The organism is Pseudomonas putida, from assembly GCF_030159595.1.
In the GTDB taxonomy this organism is placed as follows: domain Bacteria; phylum Pseudomonadota; class Gammaproteobacteria; order Pseudomonadales; family Pseudomonadaceae; genus Aquipseudomonas; species Aquipseudomonas putida_AC.
Genome location: NZ_BSKJ01000002.1, coordinates 1 through 25,437 on the forward strand (window position 1 = coordinate 1; position 25,437 = coordinate 25,437).

Below are 25,437 nucleotides of genomic sequence, written 5' to 3' on the forward strand. Positions count from 1 at the left end.
ACGAATTGCTTGATTCAATTTGTTAAAGAGCGTTTGGTTAAGAGCTTTTCGTCTCAACCGAGGCGCGCATTCTACGCTTTCCTCAGAGCCTGTCAAGCGTTTATTTTGAAGTTTTTTGCGAGAAACTCGTTTAGCTTCAAACACTTGGCTCGCTGCGATCTCTCGTAGCGGGAGGCGAATCATACAGCGTTTAGAAGCGCTGTCAACCACCATTTCAACCGCTTGCGATCATTCGATCGTAGCCCTTTCAACTCCACCTGAACCACCTAACTCATTGAATCTCAAGGAGTTTGTCGTTCCGATGTCGCTGGAAGTGGGGCGCATTATAAGGGGATTCGAAAGCGCGTCAACCCTTAATTTCAGAAATGTTTCAAACCGCCCTCCCACGCCCACGGGCAACCTTGGGCAGAGCACGCGTAACAGCTGGAATACGCAGCAACATCAGTAAAGCGCCAACCCCTGCATAGATTGCCCACTCCCTGAGGTCCGAGCGCACGATCCACAAAAAGTGCAACAACCCCAAGCCAAGAATCACATACACCAACCGGTGCAACTTCTTCCACCTGGCCCCCAACCGCCTCTGGCTATAGCGATTCGAGGTCACCGCCAAGGCCAGCAAGCCGAGGAACCCCAGCGCCCCCACAATAATGTAAGGCCGCTTACGCAGCTCCACCGCCAACTGCCCCCAATCCAGCCCCAGAATAAAGAACAGGTAGGCCAGGATGTGCAGCACGATGTAAGCAAACACCCACAGCCCCAACTGCCGACGCACCACGACCCAGCCCGACCAGCCTGTCAGTTTCTGTAGCGGCGTCATGCTCAAGGTCACCAGCAGGAAAGTGAGCGCCCCGAGCCCAAGACGATCCATCATGATCTTGCCAGGGTCCGGCCCCAGCAGGTTCATCGCCGCCTCATACAACCACCACGCCGGGAACAGGCAGCCCACGACGAAGATGGCCAGGCGAAACCAGGGATAGCGCATCAATAGTTCTTCCGCAGATCTAGCCCGCTGTACAGTGAGGCCACTTCATCAGCGTAGCCATTGAACATCTGTGTTTCGCGCACATTGGGGCTGAACAACCCGCTGGGCAACCGCCGCTCACGCGCCTGGGTCCAGCGCGGGTGGTCGACCGTCGGGTTCACGTTGGCATAAAAGCCATACTCATCCGGCGCCAGCCCTTGCCAAGTGGTACCGGGCTGTTCAGCCACCAGGCTGATGCGCACGATCGACTTGATACTCTTGAAGCCATACTTCCAGGGCACCACCAACCGCAACGGTGCACCATTCTGGTTGGGTAACGCCCGCCCATACATGCCCACCGCCAGGATCGCCAGCGGGTGCATTGCCTCGTCCAGTCGCAACCCCTCTCTATAAGGCCAGTCGATCAGGGCGAACCCGGAGCGCTGACCCGGCATATGCTGCGGGTCCTTCAATGTCTCGAAACGCACATAGCGCGCCTTCGAAGTCGGCTCGACCTGTTTGAGCACCTGCGCCAAGGGAATGCCCAGCCAAGGGATGACCATCGACCAGGCTTCGACGCAACGCAACCGGTAGATGCGCTCTTCAAGCTGATAGGGTTTAACGAAGTCTTCCAGCGCATAGCGGCCTGGCTTACCTACCTCACCATCCACTACAACCGACCACGGCTCGGTCTGCAGGCTGTCGCCATTAGCCGCCGGGTCGCCCTTGTCGGGGCCGAATTCATAGAAGTTGTTGTAGTGGGTGGCATCCTTGAAAGGCGTGATCGCCTCCCCCTGTACCGTAACAGCCTGCCAGTGAGCAGAAGAAAGCTTGTCACTGAACCAGCCTGGCGCCTTGCCCGCCTCGACTTCGGCATATCGACTGGGCTCTGCCGCCAGCCCCATGCGCGGCAATGCACCCAGCGCCAGGCCGGCCAACGAGCCACCCAGCAGGGTGCGACGGGAAAGGTAGATGCCTTCGGGGGTGATCTCCGACGCCTTGCACTCGGAAGACCTGGGAAGCTTGATGAGCATGGGCGGCTCCACAGCACTGGATAACGGATGTACCAGTAAGACTATGGAGCCGGAGGGTTATTCCAGCATTAAGCGTTTTTTACGCTTTGCGCCGGCGCGCCTTCAACAGGAACTGGATCGGCCCCGATGCAGCATAGGCGAGGAAGATCAGCAGCAGGATGCGCGGCGGATCGCTGAACACCACGGCAAACACCAGCACCACCGCCAGGATGGCCACGAACGGTACGCGCCCTTTGAGGTCCAGCTCCTTGAAGCTGTTGTACTTGATGTTACTGACCATCAGCATGCCGGCAGCCGCTACCAACAGCGCCACCAGGAACGACAGCTTGGAGCCCTGGATGCCGTAGTCGCTGAACGCCCACACGGTACCCGCCACCACACCTGCGGCAGCCGGGCTGGCCAGGCCGATGAAGTAGCGCTTGTCGGCGGTGCCGACCTGGGTATTGAAGCGTGCCAGGCGCAGTGCTGCACCGGCCACATAGATGAAGGCCACCATCCAGCCGACCTTGCCCATGTCACCCAGCGCCCAACCGAAGGCCAGCAGGGCCGGGGCCACGCCGAAGGCAACCATGTCCGACAGCGAGTCGTACTCGGCGCCAAAGGCACTCTGGGTATTGGTCATGCGCGCGACACGGCCATCCAGGCCGTCGAGCACCATGGCCACGAAGATGGCGATGGCGGCAAAGGCAAAGTACTTGCTCGCCTCGCGCGGGTCACCGGCACTCAGGGCGCTCTGCGCGCTCATCGAGTTGATGATGGAATAAAAGCCGGCAAACAGGTTGGCGGTGGTAAACAGGTTGGGCAGCAGGTAGATGCCGCGGTGGCGCACCTTGCGGCCTTCGGCGTCATGCCCTTCTTCAACGTGCTCATCGACAGGTAGCAGGCTTTCGGCGTCGGAGGGCTTGTTCGGCTCTTCGGGACGTTCGCTCATGGAGGGTACCTTGCAACAGGATGGAAAATGTTCGACACGGGCCCGCGAAACAGGTTCTGACAGCAGGCCACTGGTCTGCTTTATACCAGAAGCAGACTGCCAGAACGAAAAAACGCGGCCGAAGCCGCGTTTTTCATCTATCGATAAGACTTAGTTCTTGGTCTTGTCGACGATTTTGTTAGCCGAGATCCACGGCATCATCGAACGCAGTTGCTCGCCGATGATTTCGATGCCGTGAGCGGCGTTGTTGCGGCGCTTGGCGGTCATCGATGGGTAGTTGGTAGCACCTTCGGAGATGAACATCTTCGCGTACTCGCCGTCCTGGATGCGCTTCAGAGCGTTGCGCATGGCCTTGCGGGATTCTTCGTTGATGACTTCCGGACCCGTGACGTACTCACCGTACTCGGCGTTGTTGGAGATCGAGTAGTTCATGTTGGCGATGCCGCCTTCGTACATGAGGTCAACGATCAACTTCAGCTCGTGCAAGCACTCGAAGTAGGCCATTTCTGGCGCGTAGCCAGCTTCGACCAGGGTTTCGAAACCGGCTTTTACCAGCTCGACAGTACCGCCGCACAGAACGGCTTGCTCACCGAACAGGTCGGTTTCGGTCTCGTCCTTGAAGGTGGTTTCGATGATACCGGTACGGCCGCCGCCAACGCCCGAAGCGTAGGACAGGGCGACGTTCTTGGCGTTGCCCGAAGCGTCCTGGTAGATAGCGATCAGGTCAGGGATACCGCCGCCTTTGACGAACTCGGAGCGAACGGTGTGGCCCGGGGCCTTCGGCGCGATCATGATCACGTCGAGGTCGGCACGCGGAACAACCTGGTTGTAGTGAATCGAGAAGCCGTGGGAGAAGGCCAGGGTAGCGCCCTTCTTGATGTTCGGCTCGATTTCGTTCTTGTACAGAGCGCCCTGGAACTCGTCCGGGGTCAGGATCATGACCAGGTCAGCCGCAGCGACAGCGGTAGCAACGTCAGCAACTTTCAGGCCGTGGGCTTCAGCCTTGGCAACGGTAGCCGAACCTTTACGCAGACCGACGGTAACGTCTACACCGGAGTCTTTCAGGTTGCACGCCTGAGCGTGGCCTTGGGAGCCGTAACCGATGATGGCGACTTTCTTGCCCTGGATGATGGAAAGGTCGCAGTCTTTATCGTAGAAAACTTTCATGAAAATACCCCTGGTTATATCTCGGCCCCTGCGGAGCCATCGCTAATTTTTGAATTTAGATGCTGAGCACTTTGTCGCCACGGGCAATGCCGGTAACGCCGCTGCGCACGGTTTCGAGAATCGATGCAGTGCCGATCGCCTGGATGAAGCTGTCCAGTTTGTCGCTGGTACCGCTCAGCTGCACGGTGTACACGCTGGCGGTCACGTCGACGATCTGGCCACGGAAGATATCCGTGGTGCGCTTGATCTCGGCGCGCTGGGCACCGGTGGCCTTGACCTTGACCAACATCAGTTCACGCTCGATGTGAGCGCTTTCCGACAGGTCGACAAGCTTGACCACTTCGACCAGCTTGTTCAGGTTCTTGGTGATCTGTTCGATCACTTCGTCATGGCCAACGGTGGTCAGCGTCAGACGCGACAGGGTCGGGTCTTCGGTCGGCGCCACGGTCAGGCTTTCAATGTTGTAGTTGCGCTGGGAGAACAGGCCGACCACGCGGGACAGAGCACCCGGTTCGTTTTCCAGCAGCAGGGAAATGATGTGCCGCATATCAGGTACGCTCCGTCTTGCTCAGCCACATGTCACGCATCGAGCCATCCTTGATCTGCATCGGATAGACGTGCTCACTGCGGTCAACCGCGATGTCGATGAACACCAGACGGTCTTTCATCGCAAACGCTTCTTCCAGCTTCGGCTTGAGGTCCTTCAGGCTGGTGATGCGGATACCCACATGGCCATAGGCCTCGGCCAGCTTGATGAAGTCAGGCAGCGACTCGACGTACGAGTGCGAGTGACGACCGTTGTAGGCCATGTCCTGCCACTGGCGGACCATGCCCAACACACCGTTGTTCAGGTTGACGATCTTCACCGGCAGGCCGTACTGCATGCAGGTGGACAGCTCCTGGATATTCATCTGGATGCTGCCTTCGCCGGTCACGCAGGCCACATCCTGGTCCGGGAAGTTGAGCTTGACGCCCATCGCCGCCGGGAAGCCGAAGCCCATGGTGCCCAGGCCACCGGAGTTGATCCAGCGGTTCGGCTTGTTGAAGCGGTAGTACTGCGCCGCGAACATCTGGTGCTGACCCACGTCGGAGGTGACGAAGGCATCGCCATTAGTCACTTCGCACAGGGTTTCGATGACTTTTTGCGGCTTGATGACATTGCCGTCGCCCTTGTCGTAAGGGAACATCTCGCCATTGCCACGCCATTCGTCGATCTGCTTCCACCAGGCATCCAGCGCCGCCTTGTCAGGCTGCTCACCGATTTCCTTGAGGATACCGAGCATCTCGCTGAGCACGCTGTCGACCGGGCCGACGATTGGCACGTCGGCCTTGATCATCTTCGAGATCGACGCCGGGTCGATATCGACATGGATGATCTTGGCATTCGGGCAGAACTTGGCCGGGCCGTTTACAACGCGGTCGTCGAAACGGGCACCCACTGCGAAGATCACGTCGGCATTATGCATGGCCATGTTGGCGGTGTAGCTGCCGTGCATGCCGAGCATGCCGAGGAACTGGCGGTCGGTACCCGGGAAGCCACCGAGGCCCATCAGGGTATTGGTGACCGGCAGGTTCAGCGACTTGGCGATTTCGGTCAGGGCTTCGGAGCCACCGCCGAGGATCACGCCGCCGCCGGAGTAAACGATCGGGCGCTTGGCAGCCAGCAGCATCTCGGCAGCTTTGCGGATCTGGCCGGAGTGACCACGGACCGCCGGGCTGTAGGAACGCAGCTTGACCTTTTTCGGATAGACGTATTCGAACTTCTCAGCCGGGTTGGTCATATCTTTTGGAATGTCGACCACGACTGGACCTGGGCGACCGGATTGCGCCAGGTAGAACGCTTTTTTCAGAACTTCCGGGATCTCGGTCGGGTTCTTGATCATGAAGCTGTGCTTCACGATCGGCCGCGAGATACCAATCATGTCGGTTTCCTGGAAGGCATCGGTACCTACCATGGTGCTAGGCACCTGGCCGGACAGGATGACCATCGGAATCGAATCCATGTAGGCGGTGGCAATACCGGTAATGGCATTGGTCGCACCCGGGCCGGAGGTTACCAGCACCACACCGGCCTTGCCGGTGGCGCGGGCGTAGCCGTCCGCCATATGGGTTGCCGCCTGCTCGTGACGAACCAGGATGTGTTCCACTTCCGGTTCTTTGAACAGTGCGTCGTAAACATGCAGGAGAGCACCACCAGGGTACCCGTAGATGTGCTTAACGCCTTCGTCACGCAAGAAGCGGACGACCATCTCAGCGCCAGATAAAAGCTCCACGTTGTTCACCTCTAAAACGCCAGAATACCGCCCTCACTGGACGGGTCTTAATAGGTTTACTGCCAAGCAGAGCATGAGCGAACGTCAGCACTGACTGAGCAAGTATTGGGAGCGCCCCAGAGTGTTGCGGGGTTTTCCCACCCAGCGCGAGGTAACGCGTTGCGGGGTGTAACAGGTCGGCGCGGGTGTGCACCTCATGATCTGCTTAGCGGGTCTGCTTCTGGCAGTCCCTCTAAAGCGGAAGTTGGATTCTTGTGATTCGGCGCCAACAAGTCAAGAAAAATTATTGCCAATTTTTCACGAAGATGAATTCCTGCCACCACTAAAAATCGCTTCAGCAGCAGAATTAATAAGATTTCCAAAAAAAAGGGCCACAATCTGCGGCCCTTGAAGGAAAAACTGAAGAAATCAGGCGGAAGGAGCGATCAATTGGTCAAAAGCTGCCAACAGGCGGCGTAGCTCACGACTTTGCTCCGGGCGGTCGGTAAACACGGTTTCGGCCATGACCAGAATGCTCGAGGCATTGGGCAGCGGGTGGCCCAGCTCGATGATGATCTTCATGCGCGGCAGGAAGATCCATTGCAGCCATTGCTCGAAACCAAGGGTATCGACGGCGAACGGCACGGTACTGGCCAGTGCTTCGTCGCTTGGCGGCTCGTCATCCCACCAGCCTTGCACCTGCAGCTCACGCTCGATCAGCAGCAGGTGGTCGGCAATATCCAGTATGCGTTGTTCGATCATCACGAATTGACCCGCGCCTTTTGCCGGGCCAGTGCGGCGCCAGCGCTGTCACCCTGCTTTTCACGGGCTTGGGCGATGGTGTTCCACAGCTCGGCTTGCAGGCTTGGGCGGCCATTGGCGTAAGTGAGCGCGCGGCGCGCCAATTGCTCGGCCTGCGCCGCGTCACCTTGCGACAGGCGCACCTGAGCCAGGCGGTACAGCACTTGCGGCTCACGCGGAGCAATGCGCTGGGCACGTTCCAGGCTCGAAGCAGCGCCGTTGAAGTCACCACTGCCCTGCTGGGTCTTGGCGGTGGTCAGCAGTGCCAGTACCGGGCCATCCAGCTGCTCGTCAGCCGACAGGCCACCAGTAGCACTGCTACGCGGAATGCCGGTTGGTGCGCTGGTGCTTTGCGGGGCACTGCTCATCGCGGCGATGTCGAACGGTTCGTCGGCGATCGGGTTTGGATTGGTGGTCATCGGTGCCGAACTGACAGGGCCTGTACTGATCGGCCCTGGGGTGATCGGCGAAGTGCTGATCGGCGCCGCGCCATTGGCCGCCGGGAACGTCTGGATGCCCGAGGCGCCAGCGCCCTGCGGGATCATAACGGTCACGCCGGAATCCTCAGGCAGCGTCTGCGCTTGCGCGGTGCCCGTGTTATAGCCACCCGCCGAGCGGTTGGCTGTCACGCGTTCGCTATTGGACACGCGGGTGCTCGAATCGACCACCGGAATATTGCCGCGCGGGACGCTGGAGCACCCCTGGAGCACAGCCAGCGCCGTCACGGCAGGAAACAGCCACTTGTTCACGTCACACCTCATCAATGCAGCCTGTGCTTAGTTCATCCAGCCCTTGACCCAGTCCATGACCGATTCGACTGGGTCCTGCTCGCCGCCACAGGTCGCGCCGGCGGGTGGTTCACTGCCGCGAATATACGGCATCTGCACCGCTCCCGGACAGCTGCCATCGGACCCATGGCCAGTGTACGGGTCGATCCAGGCCTGCACCACGTTGTCCGGCTGCGGCATGTCCAGCGGCAACGGGTCGGCCTTCTTCATGAAGCTGGTCCACACCTGCAGGGCACCCGTGGCGCCGGTAAACGGCGTCTTGCCGTTATCGTCGCGGCCCATCCACACCACGGCCAGCAAGTCCTGGCTGAAGCCGGAGAACCAGCTGTCGCGCGAGTCGTTACTGGTACCGGTCTTGCCCGCCAGGGTCAACGAACGTGGCAGGGTGTTGTACACCGAGCGCCCGGTACCTTCGCGCATTACCCGTTGCATGGCGTTCTGCACCAGGTAAATGGCACCCGGGTCGAAGGTTTGCTGGATCTGGAACGGGTAGCGCTTGAGCGGCTCACCCTCAGCGGTGAGCACGCTGCGGATACCGCGCATCGGTGTGTTGAAGCCGCCATTGGCGATGGTCTGGTACATGGTCGCAACCTGCATCGGCGACATGCCACCAGCGCCCAGCAACATGGCCGGGAATGCTGGCCAGTCGACATTCACCCCCAGCCGGCCGATGGTCTTGATCACGTTAGGTACGCCCACTTCCAAACCGAGCTTGGCAGTCGACAGGTTGTAAGAGTTGGCCAGCCCCTGATACAGGTAAATGGTGCCATGCGGGCGGCGGTCATAGTTTTGCGGGCGCCAGACTTGACCATCAGCCCCCTTGACCGAAAATGGCTCGTCCTGCACCCAGCTGGTCAAGGTGTATTTGCTCGGTTGCTCCAGCGCGGTCAGGTACACCGACGGCTTGACCAGAGAACCAATCGGCCGCACGGCGTCGATGGCCCGGTTGAAGCCGGCGAAGCCAGCCTGGCGGCTACCGATCAGCGCCTGTACCTCACCGGTTTCCGGGTTGGTCACGACCATTGCCGACTCCACCTCGTCAGCCCCCTTGCGCCCCGACAGGCGCTTGAAGGTCTCGCTCATCGAGGTTTCAGCCTTCATCTGCAGGATCGGGTCGAAGCTGGTGAAAATACGCAGACCTTCTTCGGTCAAGTCTTCGTCACGGTAGTCCTGGCGTAGCTGACGCTTGACCAGGTCGAGGAAGGCCGGGAACGAGCTGTCAGCCAGGCTGCCACGCTTGGTCACGCCCAGCGGCATCTTCTTCGCAGCATCGACTTCCGCCTGGCTGGCCACGCCCTGCTCGGCCACCAGGTCGAGCACCAGGTTGCGGCGAGCCAAGGCGCGGTCAGGGTAACGCCGCGGGTTGTAGTAGGACGGCCCTTTGACCATGCCCACCAGCAAAGCGATCTGGTGCAGTTTCAGCTCCGACAGCGGCTGGCTGAAGAAGAACTGGCTGGCCAGGCCAAAGCCATGCACAGCACGCTGGCCATCCTGACCTACGAACACCTCGTTGAGGTAGGCCTCGAGGATCTCACGCTTGTCGTAATGCAACTCAAGCAGCATGGCCATCATCGCCTCGGTCAGCTTGCGGCTGAGGCTGCGCTCACTGCTGAGGTAGAAGTTCTTCACCAACTGCTGGGTCAGGGTGCTACCGCCCTGGCGCATCGAGCCAGACGAGGTGTTGACCCACATAGCCCGGGCGATGGACTTGGGCGACACGCCGTAGTGACTGTAAAAGTCGCGGTCTTCGGTCGCTACCAGGGTTTCGAGCAGGTATTTGGGCACCTGGTCGATCTTGATCAGAATGCGGTCTTCGAGGTTTTTCGGGTAGATGCCGCCGATCATCAGCGGTTCAAGCCGCACCACGTCGAGCGTCTTGCCGTTGGCACCGGAAAGGCCCGCCACATAATCGCCCGAGAAGCGCACGCGCACGAACTGCGCCGGCTCCATGCCCTCGTAGAACTGGAAGCCACGCGTATTGAGGTCGACGGTATTACCGTTGATCGCCGCAGCGCCCGGGCCGTTGGCCGCGCTTTCACGGCGGTAGCCAAGCGCATCGAGCTCGGTGAGGAAGTCGTTCTTGCTCAGTTTCTGGCCGGTGAACAGCTCCAGCGGCCGGGCATACACCTTGGCCGGGATGGTCCAGCGCTTGCCGGAGAACTTCTCCTGCACAACGGCATCGAGGTAAACCGCGAAGCCGGCAACGATCACCAAGCCTACCAGGCTGAGCTTCAAAGCCCAGCCCAGCCAGGCGCGGGAGCGGCCGGTCGGGCGTTTCTGAGGGGTACGGGGATTTCGGGTTCGGGTCATGGCGGCGGATTATACGCACTTTATAAAGGCTGGGCAGACGGCCCGGCGGTAGGCAGGGACGGCACCATTGACCATAATGGCGCATTCGAATTCCCTGCCCCGGATGGATTTCCCGTGAGCCAAGCCCTTATCACTGCGTTGCAGAACCCAGCCCTGTACCCTCACCCTGTGGATGGGTTCCAGCTCATCGAAACGCATATCTCCTGGGTACTGCTCACCGGCGAGTACGCCTACAAGATCAAGAAGCCAATGAACTTCGGCTTCCTCGACTTCACCAGCCTGGACCAGCGCGCGCATTTCTGTAACGAAGAGTTGCGCCTGAACCAACGCATGACCGACGGCCTTTACCTGGAAGTACTGCCGGTCACCGGTAGCGTTGAAGCGCCGCAGATCGGTGGCGAAGGCGAGGCCATCGAATACGCACTGAAGATGCGCCAGTTCCCTCAGGGGCAGATGCTCAGCACCCTGCAGGCCAATGGCGAACTGAATGCCGCGCACATCGACCAGATGGCCCGGCAAATCGCCGAGTTCCACCTGCAGACCCCCAAGGTTTCGGCCGAGCAGCCCTACGGCTCGCCTGAAAGCGTCATGGCCCCGGTCGAGCAGAACTTCGAGCAGATCCGCCCATTCCTCAGCGACAAGGCCGACCTGCTGCAACTGGACAACCTGCAGGCCTGGGCACGCAGCAGCTTCGAGCGGCTGCAGGGCCTGTTCGCCTCGCGCAAGGCCAATGGCTTTACCCGCGAGTGTCATGGCGACATCCACCTGGGCAACGCCACCCTGATCAACGGCCAAGTAGTGATCTTCGACTGCATCGAGTTCAACGAACCGTTCCGCATGACCGACGTTTGGGCCGACACCGGCTTCCTCGCCATGGACCTGGAAGACCGCGGCCTCAAATGCCTGGCACGACGCTTCATCAGCCAGTACCTGGAGCTGACCGGCGATTATGAAGGCCTGGAAGTGCTCAATTTCTACAAAGCCTATCGCGCCCTGGTACGGGCCAAAGTCGCGCTGTTCAGCATGCCGGCCAATGCCGATGGCGTGCAACGGGCCACCACCCTGCGCACCTACCGCAACTACGCCAACTTGGCAGAAAGCTATAGCGCCATTCCTTCGCGTCTCCTGGCCATCACCCATGGCGTCTCGGCAGTGGGCAAGAGCCATGTAGCGATGCGCCTGGTGGAGGCCTTGGGCGCCATTCGCGTGCGCTCCGATGTCGAGCGCAAGCGCCTGTTCGGCGAACAGCCGCAAGAGAACGCCGGTCAACTGACTACCGGCATTTATGACCAGAGCGCCAGTGCGGCCACTTACCAACGGTTGCACGAAATAGCAGCAACCATTTTGCGAGCCGGCTTCCCGGTGGCGCTGGATGCCACCTACCTCAAGCATGAACAGCGCCGGGCTGCGGCGGAAGTTGCCAACCAGACTGGTGTACCGTTCCTGATCCTCGACTGCCACGCGCCGGAGGCAGTGATTGCCAGCTGGCTGGAACAGCGCCAGGCTGAAAAAAGCGACCCATCGGATGCCACGCTGGAAGTGGTCAAGGCTCAGCAAGCCAGCCGTGAGCCACTGGATGCGCAAGAGCTGGTGCAGAGCACCCGGGTCGATACCCAGGACGCTGGCAGCATGGACCAGGTGATCGAGCAGGTTCGTCAGCGCCTGCCTGGCCTGTAAGCAAATCGATATCCGGTAGGGCGCTGAAGGCCCCCTACCGGGCATCTCGTCACCCCCGATGGCAAAAGGCCGCGCATTTTCCAACCCCCGCTACACTCCTCTCTGACCTGCTCGCGATTTATCCCCAAGACCCGTTCAGCCATCGCAAGGAGGCTAGATGAACGATGAATTGCAGCACCTGAAGAACCTTGGCAAGACCTCTGCGCAGTGGCTGCATGCAGCCGGCATCCACAGTGCATCGGATCTGCGTCGCCTCGGTGCGGTGGGTGCATACCAGGCCGTAAAGACACGAGGGTTCCGCGCATCCAAGGTGCTGTTGTATGCCATTGAAGGCGCCCTGCTGGACATGCACTGGAACGATTTGCCGCTCGAACGCAAAGAAGCGCTCAATCAACAATTGGACGCGAAAAGCCCTACGCAGAAAAATCCAAAATAATCGTGGAAAGGGGATTGACGTCTAAATGAGAATTGTTATGATTATCACAACTGGTCGCGAGACTGGTTGGATAAACTAAGAGCCCCTGGTTCGGACTCTCAGATTATCTCCTCATCAGGCTAATCACGGTTATTGACCCGGCAACTTGCCGGGTCTTTTTTTGCCTGTAGGTTTTGTGCCGCCTTGCCCGGCCATATCAGCGCTCACTTTACTGGCGAAACTGCGCGCAATAATCCTGCTCCGGCATCGCCGCCGTGTACCACACATAATCAGCCTCGCCTGGCCCAACCTGCTCGCCCACCTCGGCAAGCAGCAGTACCTTGCTCTCCCCCGCTGCGCCCAGGTCAGCCAGGTGCAACGGCACGCCCAGATCCTTGCGTGCGTGATAGGCCCCGGCAAACAGCAACGCCGGTTGCGGTGCCGCCAGCAGGCGCTCGGCCATACGCCGGTCGCGCTGTTGCTGCACGGCCAGCATCGCCGGCAACTGGCTTTCAGGCAGCATCCCGCAATGCCCGGCGCGTACCTGCTCCAGCAAGGCAGCCTTTACCGCCGGAGCATTGGACTTGTCGCCCTTTAACGAAGCAGGCTGCCGATAGGCCTGGCGCATCTCGCCAGGCGACAGGTTGGCCGCCAACAGTGGCACTCGTTGCTGCAAGGCCTCACGCACGATCGGCCCGTACAGCTGCCAATCCCAACCCTCCTGCCAGGCCAGCGCCTTGGGCAAGCCTGCCGGTATGGGCTGCCCCTGAACCTTGTCGACCAGCGCTTGCTGCTCGGGCTGCAGCATTTCCAGCAAGAGGCTGCCTTGCACACGCTGCCCCTGCAATGCACGCAGCAGCCAAAGTTGCAGCGCATGATGATCCGGGTTGTCGTGCTTTTCGCCCACCAGCACACGGGGGACGCCTGCCAGACGCTGCACCAGTTGCTCAGGGCTGATCGCCTGGCTGCTGGCAAGGTCGATGATGTGCCCCAACTCGGCATGCGTGCGCCCCTCACTGCTCTGCCAAGGGGGCAACGGCGGCAGGCTGGCCTGGCAGCCACCCAGTGACAACATCAGGCAAAGCGAGAAACCGCACAGCAGCAGATGACGCATCGGCAATCCCTCCTAACGGGCGATGATCAGCGGATGCCCGCGCTCCGGGTGCGCCTGCACCAGCACGTCAATACCGTACACCGCTTTCAATGCCGTCGGCGTCAGCACGGCCTCGGGCGAGGCAAACGCATGACTGCGCCCCTGCTCCAGCAACAGGATACGGTCACAGTAGCGCGCTGCCAGGTTCAGGTCATGCAGGATGACCAGCACCGCGGCGCCGCGGTCGGCGAAGCGGCGCACGGATTCCAGGGTGGTGTGCTGGTGCAGTGGGTCGAGCATCGAGGTCGGTTCGTCGAGCAGCAGCGTAGTGCCCTCCTCGCCCGGCCATAGCTGCGCCAGCACACGGGCCAGGTGCACCCGCTGCCGCTCGCCACCGGATAGCGCCAGGTAACTGCGCTCCACCAAGTGCCAGGCATCCGCCGCCTGCAACGCCGCTTCGACAATTTCCGCGTCGCGCCGCTGCCCGGTGCCATGGGGCATACGCCCCATGCCCACCACTTCCTCGACCCGGAACGAGAAGCCCAGGCTGGACACCTGTGGCAATACGGCCAGGCGCCTGGCCCGCTCCTGCCCAGGCCAGTCGGTCAGGGGGCGGCCCTGCAGCGTCACCCGGCCACGGTCGGGCGCCAGCTCGCCACACAACACCCCCAGCAGGCTGCTTTTGCCAGCGCCGTTGGGGCCGAGCACACCCACCACCTGCCCCGGGCTCAGCTGCAAGTGAATGTCGTGCAGCACCTCATTGCTTCCCCGCCGCAGGTGCAGGCCTTCGACTTGCAACATCAACTGCGCCCTCGTATCAGCAGGAACAGAAAGAACGGCGCACCGATAAAGGCCGTGACAATACCGATCGGCAGCTCGGCAGGCGCCAGCAGCAGCCGCGCCGCCAGGTCGGCGAACAACATCAGCACGCCCCCGGCCAGCAGCGAGGCCGGCAGCACCACACGGTGGTCGGGCCCGGCCAGCAGGCGTACCAAGTGCGGAACTACCAGGCCGATGAAACCGATCAGGCCTGCGGCAGCCACTGCCGCACCTACGCCTAACGCCGTGCAGAACACCAGCTCACGCTTGAGTCGCTCCACATCAACGCCCAGGTGGCGCGCCTCCGACTCCCCCAACAGCAAGGCATTCAGCGCCTTGGCCCTGCGTGGCAGCCACACCGCCACCCCGACAGCCACCAGCAGCAACGGCCACAGCCGCTCGTAGCTGGCACCGTTCAGGCTACCAAGGTTCCAGAACGTCAGCGTGCGCAGGGTGGCGTCGTCGGCCAGGTAAGAGAACAACCCGACGGCCGCGCCACCCAGCGCGGTCATGGCCACGCCAGCCAGCAGCATCGTGGCGACGTTGGTCTGGCCATCGCGGCGCCCCAGGCGGTAGACCAGCGCGGTTACCCCAAGCCCCCCGACAAAAGCACAGAAGGACAGCAGATAGGGCGCAAAAAATTCCGGCATACCGCCAAACCACGCACCACCGACAATGGCGACCGCAGCCCCCATCGCCGCCCCGGCGGCAACCCCTACCAGCCCAGGGTCGGCCAACGGGTTGCGGAACAGCCCCTGCATGGCCACCCCGGACAGCGCCAGCACCGCGCCCACCGCCAGCCCCAGCAGAGTGCGAGGCAGGCGGATCTGCCCGAGGATCATCTCTGCCTGTTGCAGGCCGTCGGAATTGATGGGCACCCCCAACAGGCGCAGGCCAGCGCGCAGGGTATCGAACAGTGGCAGGCTGACCGGCCCGAGTGCCAGTGACAACCAGACCGCCAACAGGCACAGCAGGCTCAGACTCATGAACAACGTACGTGGCTGGACCCGCTGTTTCATTGCGCGAAGCTGGCCTTGGCGGCCGGGTAGAAGCTGGCTGCCAACGACGTCAAGGTTGCCGGCAGACGCGGACCAAGTCCGCCAACCAACAGCGTCGGATCAAGCGATACCAGGCGTTTTTCATGTGCGGCACGCGAAGCCGCCAGTGCGGGGTTTTCTTTCAGCAGCGCCTGCAACGCCTGCTCATCAGCCAACGCCCGATCGGAGAACACGATCACATCCGGGTCCAGCGCCGCCAATGCTTCGTTAGAGAAATTCTTGTAGCCCTGGTGCTCTGCCAGATTGCGCCCGCCTGCCTGGCTCAGCAACCAGTCACCTGCCGTGCCTCGACCGGCGATCAGCGGCTTGGCCCCGGCATGCCCGACCAGCAGCAACACGCCCGGCGCCTTGTGCCCGGCCTGGGCCTGCCTGACCTTGACCTGCAGGGATTCAAGCTGCTGGTGGTAGCCAGCGGACAATACCGAAGCCTGTTGTTGCGCGCCAAGCAATTGCCCCAGGTGCTTGAGGTTTTCATCCACCGCCGCCAGCTCGGCCTTGCTGGAGAACAACTCGACCCGCACACCAGCCTTGCGGATTTGCGCCAGTACAGGTGGCGGGCCCATTTCCTCGGTGCCCACCAGTACATCAGGGCGCAAGCTGAGAATGCCTTCGGCGGACAGCTGCCGCTGGTAGCCGACGCTCGGTAACGTTTTCAAGGAGGCCGGATGCTGGCTGGTGGTGTCCACGCCGACCAGGCGCGCTTCACCACCCAAGGCGGTTATCCACTCGCTCAGCGCACCACCGGCGCTGACCCAACGCTGAGGTAGCTCGGCCGCCAAGGCCTGGGTGGAGAGCACAAGGCTTGCGCACAGGGCGAGCAAGGCGACTGGACGGCGCATCATCGGGTTCCTTCTGAAGGCGGGCCGCGCGCCTTGTGGCGGACGGCAGAACTGCGCACCATAGATGGGCAGGCGCAGCGAATGCGGGCAATTTGATAATTATTCGCATTGAGGCGTCAAGCCATCTTCTGTTTCACGAGTCGTCCTTGCCATGCACTTCCTTTGTACCTCCCACGCTTTGGCCGAAGGCCAAAGCCGCGCCTTCAGCGTAGACGGCCTCGCACTGTTCGGCGTGCGCCGCCTGGGCCAGGTGTACCTGTACCGCAATCGCTGCCCGCACCGCAGCATCCCGCTGAACTGGGCGGATGACGTGTTTCTCGATGACAGCGCCAGCCTCATCCACTGCACCCATCATGGTGCGCTGTTCCTGATAGAAAGCGGTGAATGCGTGGCCGGACCCTGCGAGGGTGAGCAACTGCAAGCCCTGGGCTGCCACGAAGACAGCCAAGGCATCTGGCTCAAGGGGTAAGCAGCACCGGCAAGCGGCGGTCGATGACGATGCTTTCAGCGTCCAGCCGGGTTCCATAGGCCAACACCTCCACCCCGTCGGCTACGGCAGCACGCAGCGCCTGGGCATAAGCCGCATCGATTTCCTCGGCCGGGCGCACGGCGTCGACACCGGTCAGGTTCACGCAATACAGCTGCACCGCCCGCACACCCTGTCGGGCCAGCTTCGCCAGCTCGCGCAGGTGCTTGGCGCCGCGCTGGGTAACCGCATCGGGGAAGGCCGCGACCGAGCTGTCAGGGTAGCCCAGCGTTACACTCTTGACCTCGACATAGGCCGGAGCCCCGTCGAACTCCAGGCGAAAATCGATGCGGCTGCCTTCCTCACCGTAGGCCACTTCACGCTTGAGTGCGGTGAAGCCGGCCAGTTCGGCGATGATGCCAGCGCGCAGGGCCTCTTCGACCAGCGCATTGGCCCGTCCAGTATTCACGCAGGCCAACCGCCCTTGCGGGGTTTCGCTGATTTCCCAGGTGCCCGGCAGTTTGCGCTTGGGGTCGTTGGAGCGGCTGAACCACACCTGCCCGCCTTCACGCATGCAGTTGAGCATGGAGCCGGTGTTCGGGCAGTGAATGGTCATCTGTTCGCCGCTGGCCAGTTCGATATCGGCCAGAAAGCGCTTGTAACGGCGCAGCAGGCGGCCCTGCTCCAGTGAAGGAGAGAAACGCATCAGCCTTGCCAGCTCCGCAAGCCACGCGCAATGCGCTGCACCGCCTCTTCCAGACGCGGCAGGCTCTGGGTGTAGGCAAAGCGCACATGGTGCCCGGCCAGGTGGCGACCGAAGTCCAGGCCCGGGGTAAAGGCCAGGTGCTCGGTTTCCAGGAAATGCCGGCAGAAGGCGAACGCATCACCGCCAAAGGCGCTGATATCGGCGTACAGGTAGAACGCGCCCTGCGGCTCGACGGCAATACGGAAGCCCAGTTCACGCAGGGCCGGTAGCAGATAGTCGCGACGGCGGGCGAACTCGGCGCGGCGCTCCTCGAAAATGGCCAGGGTCTCGGGCTGGAAACAGGCCAGCGCGGCATGCTGGGCCATGCTCGGTGCACTGATGTACAAGTTCTGCGCCAGCTTCTCCAGGTCGGCCACGGCGCCAGGCGGCGCCACCAGCCAGCCGAGGCGCCAACCGGTCATGCCGAAATACTTGGAAAAACTATTCAGGACGAACGCCGAGTCGTCTACTTCCAGCACGCTCGGCGCGTCCATGCCATAGGTGAGGCCATGGTAGATCTCGTCCACCACCAGGTGACCGTGCCGCTCATGAGTGGCTTTGGCAAGGCTGGCCAATTCGTCGCGCCCCAGCACTGTACCGGTCGGGTTGGCCGGCGAAGCGACCAGGGCACCGACGGTGTCCTTGTCCCAGTAGCGCTCGACCAGGTCGGCGGTCAGTTGGTAGTTCACGTCCGGGCCCACCGGCACCAACTGTGCCCCGCCCTCGACCAGGCGCAGGAAATGGCGGTTGCACGGGTAACCCGGGTCGGCCAGCAGCCAGTGCTTGCCTGGGTCGACCAGCAGGCTGCTGGCCAGCAGCAGTGCGCCAGAGCCTCCCGGGGTAATGAGGATACGCTCCGGGTCGATACTCAGGCCATACCGCTGGCCATAAAAGCCAGCGATGGCTTCGCGCAGGGCAGGCAGTCCGCGTGCGGCGGTGTAGCGGGTGTGGCCGGCGGCCAGTGCCGCCTGGCCGGCCGCGACGATAGGCGCGGCCGTGGTGAAGTCCGGTTCGCCGATTTCCAGGTGGATCACGTCGTGCCCGGCCGCTTGCAGCTCGTTGGCCCGGGCCAGCAGCGCCATGACGTGGAAGGGTTCGATGGCGCGGCTGCGCGCACTGTAGGGGTGGGCCATGACCTTCTCTCAATTGGGTCTAAACTGGAGATTCTACCTCTGCACGCCACCGAACGTGCGGCTCAGGCCGCTGTCAATTGCCAGTAACAGGCGGGGTAGCGCACCCCCGATCTATCTGGTAAGTTCGGCGGCTCGCAGTCGCAGGGCCGGCGGGTGCCGGAGATGGAGCAGCCTGCGCATTGGATCAGATGAGTGAGAGGCGGTCTATTCATGTCCACCGTAGAAAAGCAAAAAGCCCAGACCATGTACGGTGTCGAGCCCTACGTAGAAACCAAAGGTGAAGAGTACATGGGCGAGCCCATGAAGAAGCACTTCACCAAGCTTCTCGGCGCCTGGAAGCAAGAGCTGATGACCAGTGTGGACCGCACTGTGGACCATATGAAGGACGAAGCAGCCAACTTCCCCGACCCGGCCGACCGCGCCAGCCAGGAAGAAGAATTCGCCCTGGAACTGCGCAACCGCGACCGCGAGCGCAAGCTGATCAAGAAAATCGACAAGACCCTCGACAAGATCAAGGCCGACGAATACGGCTGGTGTGAGTCGTGCGGTATCGAAATCGGCCTGCGCCGCCTGGAAGCACGTCCGACTGCGGACCTGTGCTTCGACTGCAAGGAAATCGCCGAGAAAAAGGAAAAAACGGTCGGCAAAGGCTGATCTTTCTTCCACCTGAACGGGGCGCTCGATGCGCCCCGTTTCATTTATATGCCCAGCCTGACCATGACCGACTCCAGCTACATTGGGCGATTCGCCCCGACCCCCAGCGGCTTCCTGCACTTTGGCTCGCTGGTTGCCGCCCTCGCCTCCTGGCTCGATGCCCGCGCCGTCAACGGCCGCTGGCTACTGCGCATGGAAGACACCGACCCACCCCGGGAGATGCCCGGGGCCCGTGATGCCATCCTGCAAACCCTGGAACGCTACGGGCTGGAATGGGATGGCGAGGTCGTGTTCCAGAGCCAGCGGCACGACGCTTATGCCGCGGTGGTCGACCGCCTGTTCAACATGGGCCTGGCCTACGCCTGCACCTGCTCGCGCAAGCAACTGGAAGGTTACAACGGCATCTATCCAGGCCTGTGCCGCAACGCCGGGCATGCCCGTGAAGGCGCGGCGATCCGCTTGCGCGTGCCCGAGCTGATCTACCGCTTTACCGACCGGGTGCAGGGCGAGTACCAGCAACACCTGGGGCGTGAGGTGGGCGACTTCGTCATCCAGCGCCGTGACGGGCTGTATGCGTACCAGCTGGCGGTGGTGCTGGACGATGCCTGGCAGGGTGTTACCGATATCGTGCGTGGCGCCGACCTGCTCGACAACACCCCGCGTCAGCTGTACCTGCAAGAGCTGCTGGGCTTCTCGCAACCGCGTTACCTGCATATACCGCTGATCGTGCAACCGGATGGGCACAAGCTGGGCAAGTCCTACCGCTCGCCGCCGTTGCAGGCGGAGCATGCTACGCCGCTGCTGCTAAGGGCTTTGCGGGCGCTGGGGCAGGAAGCAGACCCCGAGTTGCTGCTGGCAACGCCGGCGGAGGTATTGGCGGTAGCGCGCAAGCAATGGCGGCCCGAGGCGATTGCGCAGCGGACCACGGTGCCAGAGGCTGATTTGCGCTGAGGCCGGCACAGGCAACCCACCCCTCCAAAACAAAAGCCCAATAAATTCAACCTCTTGGCGAACACTATGGATTCCCGCTAGCATCCCCCCAGCCATTTGCGCCAATAATAAGTCCAAGCCCGCAGCGCCCAACCATCGAGGCCAGCATGTACATCTATCGTTTGGTCCTGCTTCTGGTCGTGGGGATCTACCTGTTCTCCCCGGCCATCATGGACTGGTGGATCGAGCCGACCGGAGCCTGGTACCGCCCCTACCTGCTCTGGCTGATCCTGATCGTCGTCACCTTCATCCTGCAGAGCCAACGAGATGCCGATGAGCTTTAGCCTGACCCAGATGATCCTGATCAGCGCCGGGTACCTCATGGTGCTGTTCGGCGTGGCCTGGATCAGCGAGCGAGGGTTGATCCCGCGTTCGATCATTCGCCACCCGCTTACCTACACCCTGTCGCTGGGCGTGTACGCCAGTGCCTGGGCCTTCTATGGTTCAGTGGGCCTGGCCTACCAGTACGGCTACGGTTTCCTTGCCTGCTATCTGGGAGTGTCCGGCGCGTTCCTGCTGGCACCGGTATTGCTCTACCCGATCCTCAAGATCACCCGCACCTACCAGCTGTCATCACTGGCCGACCTGCTGGCGTTCCGCTTCCGCAGTACCTGGGCGGGGGCGCTGACGACCATCATCATGCTGATCGGCGTGCTGCCGTTGCTGGCCCTGCAGATCCAGGCGGTGGCCGACTCGATCAGCATCCTCACCGGTGAGCCGGTCAAGGCCCGGGTAGCCTTTGCTTTCTGTGCGCTGATCATCCTGTTCACCATCTTCTTCGGCTCGCGGCACATCGCCACGCGGGAGAAGCACGAAGGGCTGGTGTTCGCCATCGCCTTCGAATCGGTGATCAAACTGCTGGCCCTGGGCGGTATCGGCCTGTACGCCTTGTATGGCGTATTCGGCGGCCCGCACGAACTGGAAGTCTGGCTGCTCCAGAACCAGACCGCCCTGGCCGCCCTGCACACCCCGCTCCAGGAAGGCCCCTGGCGCACCCTGCTGCTGGTGTTCTTCGCCTCGGCCATCGTCATGCCGCACATGTACCACATGGCCTTCACCGAAAACCTCAACCCGCGCTCGCTGGTCAGCGCCAGCTGGGGCCTGCCGCTGTTCCTGCTGCTGATGAGCCTGGCCGTGCCGCTGGTGCTGTGGGCCGGCCTGCGCCTGGGCGCCAGCACCAACCCCGAGTACTTCACCCTGGGCCTGGGGATTGCCGCCAACAACGAGGCGCTGGCACTGCTGGCCTACGTCGGCGGCTTGTCGGCCGCCAGCGGCCTGATCATCGTCACCACCCTGGCGCTGTCGGGCATGGCCCTCAACCACCTGGTGCTGCCGCTGTATCAGCCCCCGGCCGAGGGCAATATCTACCGCTGGCTGAAGTGGACCCGCCGCGCGCTGATCGTTGCCATCATCACCGCCGGCTTCATGTTCTACCTCACCCAGAACAACCACCAGAGCCTGGCCAACCTGGGCATCGTCGCCTTCGTCGCCACCCTGCAGTTCCTGCCCGGCGTACTGTCGGTGCTGTACTGGCCCACCGCCAACCGCCGCGGCTTCATCGCCGGGCTGCTGGCCGGCACCCTGGTCTGGATGGTGACCATGCTCCTGCCGCTGTTGGGCAACCTGCAGGGCTTCTACATCCCACTGCTGGACATGATCTATGTGCTGGACGATACCAGCTGGCACATGGCGGCCATCGCTTCGCTGGCGGCCAACGTGCTGCTGTTCACCCTGATCTCGCTGTTCACCAACGCCAGCACCGAAGAGGTCAGCGCCGCCGAAGCCTGCGCCGTGGACAACGTACGCCGCCCGCAGCGCCGCGAGTTGCATGCCGCCTCACCGCAGGAGTTCGCCACCCAACTGGCCAAGCCGCTGGGCGCCAAGGCCGCACAAAAGGAAGTGGAACAGGCCCTGCGCGACCTCTACCTGCCGTTCGACGAGCGCCGCCCCTATGCCCTGCGCCGCCTGCGCGACCGCATCGAGGCCAACCTGTCCGGCCTGATGGGGCCGAGCGTGGCCCAGGACATGGTCGAGACCTTCTTGCCGTACAAGTCAGGTAACGAAAACTATGTGACCGAAGACATCCACTTCATCGAAAGCCGCCTGGAAGACTACCACTCGCGCCTGACTGGCCTGGCTGCCGAGCTCGATGCCCTACGCCGCTACCACCGCCAGACCCTGCAAGAGCTGCCCGTGGGCGTGTGCTCGCTGGCCAAGGATCAGGAAATCCTGATGTGGAACAAGGCCATGGAAGAGCTCACCGGCATCGCCGCCAAGCATGTGGTCGGCTCGCGCCTGGTCACTATCGACGAGCCTTGGCGCGGCCTGCTGCAAGGCTTCATCAACGTGCCCGACGAGCACCTGCACAAGCAGCGCCTGGCACTGGACGGCCAGCCGCGCTGGCTGAACCTGCACAAGGCAGCCATCGACGAACCATTGGCGCCTGGTAACAGTGGCCTGGTGCTGCTGGTGGAAGACCTTACCGAAACCCAGGCACTGGAAGACAAGCTGGTGCATTCCGAGCGCCTGGCCAGCATCGGTCGGCTGGCCGCCGGCGTGGCCCACGAAATCGGTAACCCGATCACCGGCATCGCCTGCCTGGCACAGAACCTGCGCGAAGAACGCGAAGGCGATGGTGAGATTATCGAGCTGTCCAGCCAGATCCTCGACCAGACCAAGCGCGTGTCGCGCATTGTCCAGTCGCTGATGAGCTTCGCCCATGCCGGCGGCAGCCACCAGAACAGCGAAGAGCCGGTGTGCCTGGCCGAAGTGGCGCAGGATGCCATCGGTCTGCTGGCGTTGAACCGGCGCAATTTCGAAGTACAGTTCTTCAACCTCTGCGACCCGGACCACTGGGCCGAAGGGGACCCGCAGCGCCTGGCCCAGGTGCTGATCAACCTGCTCTCCAACGCCCGCGATGCCTCGCCGCCCGGCAGTGCCGTGCGCGTGCGCAGCGAAGTGAGCGAGCACACCGTCGACCTGATCGTCGAGGACGAGGGCAGCGGGATACCGAAGAACATCATGGACCGCCTGTTCGAACCCTTCTTCACCACCAAGGACCCGGGCGAAGGAACCGGACTGGGGCTCGCTCTGGTCTATTCCATCGTGGAAGAGCATTATGGGCAAATCACCATCGACAGCCCGGCCGATATCGAACGGCAACGTGGCACCCGGATCCGCGTGACCCTGCCCCGGCATGTCGTAGCGACGTCCCCTGAAATTCGAGACCGTCGAGAGAATTGAATCAATGCCGCACATTCTGATCGTCGAAGACGAAACCATCATCCGCTCGGCCTTGCGTCGCCTGCTTGAGCGGAACCAGTACCAGGTCAGCGAAGCCGGCTCGGTGCAGGAAGCCCAGGAACGCTTCAGCATTGCCACCTTCGACCTCATCGTCAGCGACCTGCGCCTGCCAGGCGCACCCGGCACCGAGCTGATCAAGCTCGGCCAAGGTACCCCGGTGCTGATCATGACCAGCTACGCCAGCCTGCGCTCGGCGGTGGACTCGATGAAAATGGGCGCGGTGGACTACATCGCCAAGCCCTTCGACCACGACGAAATGCTGCAGGCCGTGGCGCGTATCCTGCGCGACCGGCAGAACGCACCGGCCGCCGCACCGGTTGCCGAGCCACGCGCCACCAATGGCAAGGCCACCCCAGCCGACAAAGGCAGCCCGGCTGCGGCCAATGGCGAAATCGGCATCATCGGCTCATGCCCGCCAATGCAGGACATGTACAGCAAGATCCGCAAGGTGGCGCCCACCGACTCCAATGTGCTGATCCAGGGTGAGTCGGGTACCGGTAAAGAGCTGGTGGCCCGCGCCCTGCACAACCTGTCACGCCGGGCCAAGGCACCGATGATCTCGGTGAACTGCGCCGCCATCCCCGAGACCCTGATCGAGTCCGAACTGTTCGGCCACGAAAAAGGGGCGTTCACGGGCGCCAGCGCCGGGCGTGCTGGTCTGGTAGAGGCCGCCGACGGCGGCACGCTGTTCCTCGACGAAATCGGTGAACTGCCACTGGAAGCCCAGGCCCGCCTGCTGCGCGTGCTGCAGGAAGGCGAAATTCGCCGGGTGGGTTCGGTGCAGTCGCAAAAGGTTGATGTGCGCCTGATCGCCGCAACCCACCGCGACCTGAAGAACCTGGCCAAGGCCGGCCAGTTCCGCGAAGACCTTTACTATCGCCTGCACGTCATCGCCCTGAAGCTGCCTGCCCTGCGTGAACGCGGCAGCGACGTGAACGAGATCGCCAGCGCCTTCCTCGCCCGCCAGCGCGCGCGTATCGGCCGCGACGACCTGCACTTCTCGGCCGAAGCCGAGCAAGCCATTCGTCATTACAGCTGGCCAGGTAACGTGCGTGAGCTGGAAAACGCCGTGGAGCGCGCGGTGATCCTTAGCGAGAGCGCAGAAATTTCGGCCGACCTGCTGGGCATCGACATCGAGCTGGGCGACCTGGAGGAGGATGAGATCCTCAACAACGCCCTGGTTGCAGCCAGTGCTGCCAATGCCAGCCACGAGCCGACCGAAGACCTGTCGCTGGAAGACTACTTCCAGCACTTCGTGCTCGAACACCAGGACCACATGACCGAGACCGAGCTGGCACGCAAGCTCGGTGTCAGCCGCAAGTGCCTGTGGGAACGCCGTCAGCGCCTGGGTATCCCACGCCGCAAGAGCAACGCTACCAGCGAATAACTGATACGCCCGGGCGGGAGGTTCCTCCTGCCCCTTCTCTACCAGCCCCCGGCGCCCGGTAACACACCAGTCCCCGCAAAAATCTGTTACCCAACCTTTCCGCCGTAACAGTTCCCGAGGCGTACGGTAACGAAATTCCGACATTTTCAGCCCCGCGCAAATCGCGCAAACGGCTCAAACCCTTGATTTTACTGGGTTTGCAAAAGTTGGCACGGCACCTGCTATATGCTTAGTACAAAAACAATAACAAGCACTGCAATCTAAAATAAGAACAAGACGAAACGGCTCACGCACAATAAAAACAAGACGGCGGAGGCGCAGCTAACTGATTCTTTTGGAGAGGATGCGTGTTTGGGGCTTGCCCCACGACCAGGCAGAGAACAACAAAAACTGCACTAAAAAGCAGCGCCTGAACTGGTTGGATCGAGAGATCAACGTGACATCAGCGGCCAAAGCAATCCGTTTGCTCTTAACCCCTGGATTGGGGGTCGTCCACAAGCTTCGAGATTTGTGGACAGGGCACTCAACAAAAACAAGAAGCCCAGCAAAAAAACAATAAGAGCACGCAACGACTTCTTGGGGAGCTTAGGCTCCCCTTGTCGTTTCTACCCTTC

At 61.9% G+C, this 25,437-nt stretch carries 24 protein-coding genes; 8 read left to right on the forward strand and 16 right to left on the reverse strand.

Translation table 11 applies throughout. The annotated features are described in order from the left end of the window. From QQL85_RS04305 to mrcB, 10 genes are all read right to left on the reverse strand, one after another. Window positions 1-213, reverse strand: a 213-nt coding sequence (locus QQL85_RS04305; protein WP_284353452.1) for a hypothetical protein, incomplete at its 3' end; no start/stop codon positions are given. A gap of 157 nt (window positions 214-370) precedes the next feature. After that, the gene (msrQ, locus tag QQL85_RS04310) at window positions 371-982 is read right to left on the reverse strand and encodes a protein-methionine-sulfoxide reductase heme-binding subunit MsrQ (protein WP_284353451.1); all 612 of its coding nucleotides are present in this window, start codon (window positions 980-982) and stop codon (window positions 371-373) included. Next, complete coding sequence (gene msrP, locus QQL85_RS04315) at window positions 982-1,995, reverse strand: protein-methionine-sulfoxide reductase catalytic subunit MsrP (protein WP_284353450.1); 1,014 nt, start codon at window positions 1,993-1,995, stop codon at window positions 982-984. Before msrP ends, msrQ begins: the two co-directional genes overlap by 1 nt. A 79-nt stretch (window positions 1,996-2,074) precedes the next feature. Then, a complete protein-coding gene (gene pssA / locus QQL85_RS04320; protein WP_264360806.1) occupies window positions 2,075-2,926 on the reverse strand; it encodes a CDP-diacylglycerol--serine O-phosphatidyltransferase in 852 nt (283 codons plus the stop codon). A 150-nt stretch (window positions 2,927-3,076) separates the two neighbouring features. After that, on the reverse strand, window positions 3,077-4,093 hold the full coding sequence (gene ilvC / locus QQL85_RS04325; RefSeq protein ID WP_003250043.1) for a ketol-acid reductoisomerase: 1,017 nt from the start codon (window positions 4,091-4,093) through the stop codon (window positions 3,077-3,079). A 55-nt stretch (window positions 4,094-4,148) separates the two neighbouring features. After that, a complete protein-coding gene (ilvN, locus tag QQL85_RS04330) occupies window positions 4,149-4,640 on the reverse strand; it encodes an acetolactate synthase small subunit (RefSeq protein ID WP_003250040.1) in 492 nt (163 codons plus the stop codon). A gap of 1 nt (window position 4,641) precedes the next feature. Then, window positions 4,642-6,366: an acetolactate synthase 3 large subunit gene (locus QQL85_RS04335; RefSeq protein ID WP_284353449.1), complete on the reverse strand. Its 1,725-nt coding sequence runs from the start codon at window positions 6,364-6,366 to the stop codon at window positions 4,642-4,644. Window positions 6,367-6,774: 408 nt separating this feature from the next. Further along, complete coding sequence (locus QQL85_RS04340) at window positions 6,775-7,107, reverse strand: YqcC family protein (RefSeq protein ID WP_284353448.1); 333 nt, start codon at window positions 7,105-7,107, stop codon at window positions 6,775-6,777. Continuing rightward, complete coding sequence (locus QQL85_RS04345; RefSeq protein ID WP_284353447.1) at window positions 7,107-7,907, reverse strand: tetratricopeptide repeat protein; 801 nt, start codon at window positions 7,905-7,907, stop codon at window positions 7,107-7,109. Before QQL85_RS04345 ends, QQL85_RS04340 begins: the two co-directional genes overlap by 1 nt. A 15-nt stretch (window positions 7,908-7,922) precedes the next feature. After that, window positions 7,923-10,244 (reverse strand): penicillin-binding protein 1B, encoded by a 2,322-nt coding sequence (gene mrcB / locus QQL85_RS04350; RefSeq protein ID WP_284353446.1) that lies wholly within the window; start codon window positions 10,242-10,244, stop codon window positions 7,923-7,925. Window positions 10,245-10,358: 114 nt separating this feature from the next. Between mrcB and QQL85_RS04355 the strand changes: the two genes are divergently transcribed. Continuing rightward, complete coding sequence (locus tag QQL85_RS04355; RefSeq protein ID WP_284353445.1) at window positions 10,359-11,921, forward strand: AAA family ATPase; 1,563 nt, start codon at window positions 10,359-10,361, stop codon at window positions 11,919-11,921. Between the two features lie 157 nt (window positions 11,922-12,078). Beyond that, window positions 12,079-12,357, forward strand: a complete 279-nt coding sequence (locus tag QQL85_RS04360; protein ID WP_012274216.1) for a TfoX/Sxy family protein — start codon at window positions 12,079-12,081, stop codon at window positions 12,355-12,357. 208 nt (window positions 12,358-12,565) lie between these two features. On the opposite strand, the gene QQL85_RS04365 is transcribed toward QQL85_RS04360, so the two are convergent. Genes QQL85_RS04365 through QQL85_RS04380 form a run of 4 tightly spaced genes read right to left on the reverse strand, consistent with a single transcriptional unit; the run spans window position 12,566 to window position 16,148 of the window. Beyond that, window positions 12,566-13,450: a ChaN family lipoprotein gene (locus tag QQL85_RS04365; RefSeq protein WP_284353444.1), complete on the reverse strand. Its 885-nt coding sequence runs from the start codon at window positions 13,448-13,450 to the stop codon at window positions 12,566-12,568. Between the two features lie 12 nt (window positions 13,451-13,462). Beyond that, window positions 13,463-14,230: a heme ABC transporter ATP-binding protein gene (locus tag QQL85_RS04370; protein WP_284353443.1), complete on the reverse strand. Its 768-nt coding sequence runs from the start codon at window positions 14,228-14,230 to the stop codon at window positions 13,463-13,465. Further along, window positions 14,230-15,213, reverse strand: coding sequence for a FecCD family ABC transporter permease (locus QQL85_RS04375; RefSeq protein WP_284353466.1), 984 nt, complete (start codon window positions 15,211-15,213; stop codon window positions 14,230-14,232). Before QQL85_RS04375 ends, QQL85_RS04370 begins: the two co-directional genes overlap by 1 nt. A gap of 50 nt (window positions 15,214-15,263) precedes the next feature. Further along, window positions 15,264-16,148 (reverse strand): heme/hemin ABC transporter substrate-binding protein, encoded by an 885-nt coding sequence (locus tag QQL85_RS04380; RefSeq protein ID WP_284353442.1) that lies wholly within the window; start codon window positions 16,146-16,148, stop codon window positions 15,264-15,266. Window positions 16,149-16,296: 148 nt separating this feature from the next. On the opposite strand from QQL85_RS04380, the gene QQL85_RS04385 reads away from it, so the two are divergent. After that, window positions 16,297-16,614 carry a Rieske (2Fe-2S) protein gene (locus QQL85_RS04385; RefSeq protein WP_284353441.1) on the forward strand — a complete coding sequence of 106 codons (318 nt, stop codon included), beginning with the start codon at window positions 16,297-16,299 and terminating at the stop codon, window positions 16,612-16,614. Here the strand turns inward: QQL85_RS04385 and sfsA are convergent. Together sfsA and QQL85_RS04395 are read right to left on the reverse strand one after the other, a co-directional pair. Continuing rightward, on the reverse strand, window positions 16,604-17,317 hold the full coding sequence (sfsA, locus tag QQL85_RS04390; RefSeq protein WP_284353440.1) for a DNA/RNA nuclease SfsA: 714 nt from the start codon (window positions 17,315-17,317) through the stop codon (window positions 16,604-16,606). The genes QQL85_RS04385 and sfsA overlap by 11 nt on opposite strands. Next, a complete protein-coding gene (locus tag QQL85_RS04395; protein WP_284353439.1) occupies window positions 17,317-18,489 on the reverse strand; it encodes a pyridoxal phosphate-dependent aminotransferase in 1,173 nt (390 codons plus the stop codon). The genes sfsA and QQL85_RS04395 overlap by 1 nt, the downstream gene beginning before the upstream one ends. Before the next feature lie 210 nt (window positions 18,490-18,699). Here QQL85_RS04395 and dksA point away from each other — a divergent pair, with 210 nt between their 5' ends. From dksA to QQL85_RS04420, 5 genes are all read left to right on the forward strand, one after another. Then, on the forward strand, window positions 18,700-19,143 hold the full coding sequence (gene dksA, locus QQL85_RS04400; protein ID WP_012274224.1) for an RNA polymerase-binding protein DksA: 444 nt from the start codon (window positions 18,700-18,702) through the stop codon (window positions 19,141-19,143). 63 nt (window positions 19,144-19,206) lie between these two features. After that, a complete protein-coding gene (gene gluQRS / locus QQL85_RS04405) occupies window positions 19,207-20,094 on the forward strand; it encodes a tRNA glutamyl-Q(34) synthetase GluQRS (protein ID WP_177410905.1) in 888 nt (295 codons plus the stop codon). Between the two features lie 146 nt (window positions 20,095-20,240). Continuing rightward, window positions 20,241-20,417, forward strand: coding sequence for a hypothetical protein (locus QQL85_RS04410; protein WP_003250005.1), 177 nt, complete (start codon window positions 20,241-20,243; stop codon window positions 20,415-20,417). After that, the gene (locus QQL85_RS04415; RefSeq protein WP_284353438.1) at window positions 20,401-23,376 is read left to right on the forward strand and encodes a sensor histidine kinase; all 2,976 of its coding nucleotides are present in this window, start codon (window positions 20,401-20,403) and stop codon (window positions 23,374-23,376) included. The genes QQL85_RS04410 and QQL85_RS04415 overlap by 17 nt, the downstream gene beginning before the upstream one ends. 4 nt (window positions 23,377-23,380) lie before the next feature. After that, on the forward strand, window positions 23,381-24,823 hold the full coding sequence (locus tag QQL85_RS04420) for a sigma-54-dependent transcriptional regulator (protein ID WP_284353437.1): 1,443 nt from the start codon (window positions 23,381-23,383) through the stop codon (window positions 24,821-24,823). Window positions 24,824-25,437: the final 614 nt, after the last annotated feature.

Bases quoted from the DNA above. Each gene is read 5' to 3' on its own strand.
- msrQ (WP_284353451.1), bottom strand. From the start codon at position 982: ATGCGCTATCCCTGGTTTCGCCTGGCCATCTTCGTCGTGGGCTGCCTG.
- msrP (WP_284353450.1), bottom strand. From the start codon at position 1,995: ATGCTCATCAAGCTTCCCAGGTCTTCCGAGTGCAAGGCGTCGGAGATC.
- pssA (WP_264360806.1), bottom strand. From the start codon at position 2,926: ATGAGCGAACGTCCCGAAGAGCCGAACAAGCCCTCCGACGCCGAAAGC.
- ilvC (WP_003250043.1), bottom strand. From the start codon at position 4,093: ATGAAAGTTTTCTACGATAAAGACTGCGACCTTTCCATCATCCAGGGC.
- ilvN (WP_003250040.1), bottom strand. From the start codon at position 4,640: ATGCGGCACATCATTTCCCTGCTGCTGGAAAACGAACCGGGTGCTCTG.
- QQL85_RS04340 (WP_284353448.1), bottom strand. From the start codon at position 7,107: ATGATCGAACAACGCATACTGGATATTGCCGACCACCTGCTGCTGATC.
- QQL85_RS04345 (WP_284353447.1), bottom strand. From the start codon at position 7,907: ATGAGGTGTGACGTGAACAAGTGGCTGTTTCCTGCCGTGACGGCGCTG.
- mrcB (WP_284353446.1), bottom strand. From the start codon at position 10,244: ATGACCCGAACCCGAAATCCCCGTACCCCTCAGAAACGCCCGACCGGC.
- QQL85_RS04360 (WP_012274216.1), top strand. From the start codon at position 12,079: ATGAACGATGAATTGCAGCACCTGAAGAACCTTGGCAAGACCTCTGCG.
- QQL85_RS04365 (WP_284353444.1), bottom strand. From the start codon at position 13,450: ATGCGTCATCTGCTGCTGTGCGGTTTCTCGCTTTGCCTGATGTTGTCA.
- QQL85_RS04370 (WP_284353443.1), bottom strand. From the start codon at position 14,230: ATGTTGCAAGTCGAAGGCCTGCACCTGCGGCGGGGAAGCAATGAGGTG.
- QQL85_RS04380 (WP_284353442.1), bottom strand. From the start codon at position 16,148: ATGATGCGCCGTCCAGTCGCCTTGCTCGCCCTGTGCGCAAGCCTTGTG.
- QQL85_RS04385 (WP_284353441.1), top strand. From the start codon at position 16,297: ATGCACTTCCTTTGTACCTCCCACGCTTTGGCCGAAGGCCAAAGCCGC.
- sfsA (WP_284353440.1), bottom strand. From the start codon at position 17,317: ATGCGTTTCTCTCCTTCACTGGAGCAGGGCCGCCTGCTGCGCCGTTAC.
- QQL85_RS04395 (WP_284353439.1), bottom strand. From the start codon at position 18,489: ATGGCCCACCCCTACAGTGCGCGCAGCCGCGCCATCGAACCCTTCCAC.
- dksA (WP_012274224.1), top strand. From the start codon at position 18,700: ATGTCCACCGTAGAAAAGCAAAAAGCCCAGACCATGTACGGTGTCGAG.
- gluQRS (WP_177410905.1), top strand. From the start codon at position 19,207: ATGACCGACTCCAGCTACATTGGGCGATTCGCCCCGACCCCCAGCGGC.
- QQL85_RS04410 (WP_003250005.1), top strand. From the start codon at position 20,241: ATGTACATCTATCGTTTGGTCCTGCTTCTGGTCGTGGGGATCTACCTG.
- QQL85_RS04415 (WP_284353438.1), top strand. From the start codon at position 20,401: ATGCCGATGAGCTTTAGCCTGACCCAGATGATCCTGATCAGCGCCGGG.
- QQL85_RS04420 (WP_284353437.1), top strand. From the start codon at position 23,381: ATGCCGCACATTCTGATCGTCGAAGACGAAACCATCATCCGCTCGGCC.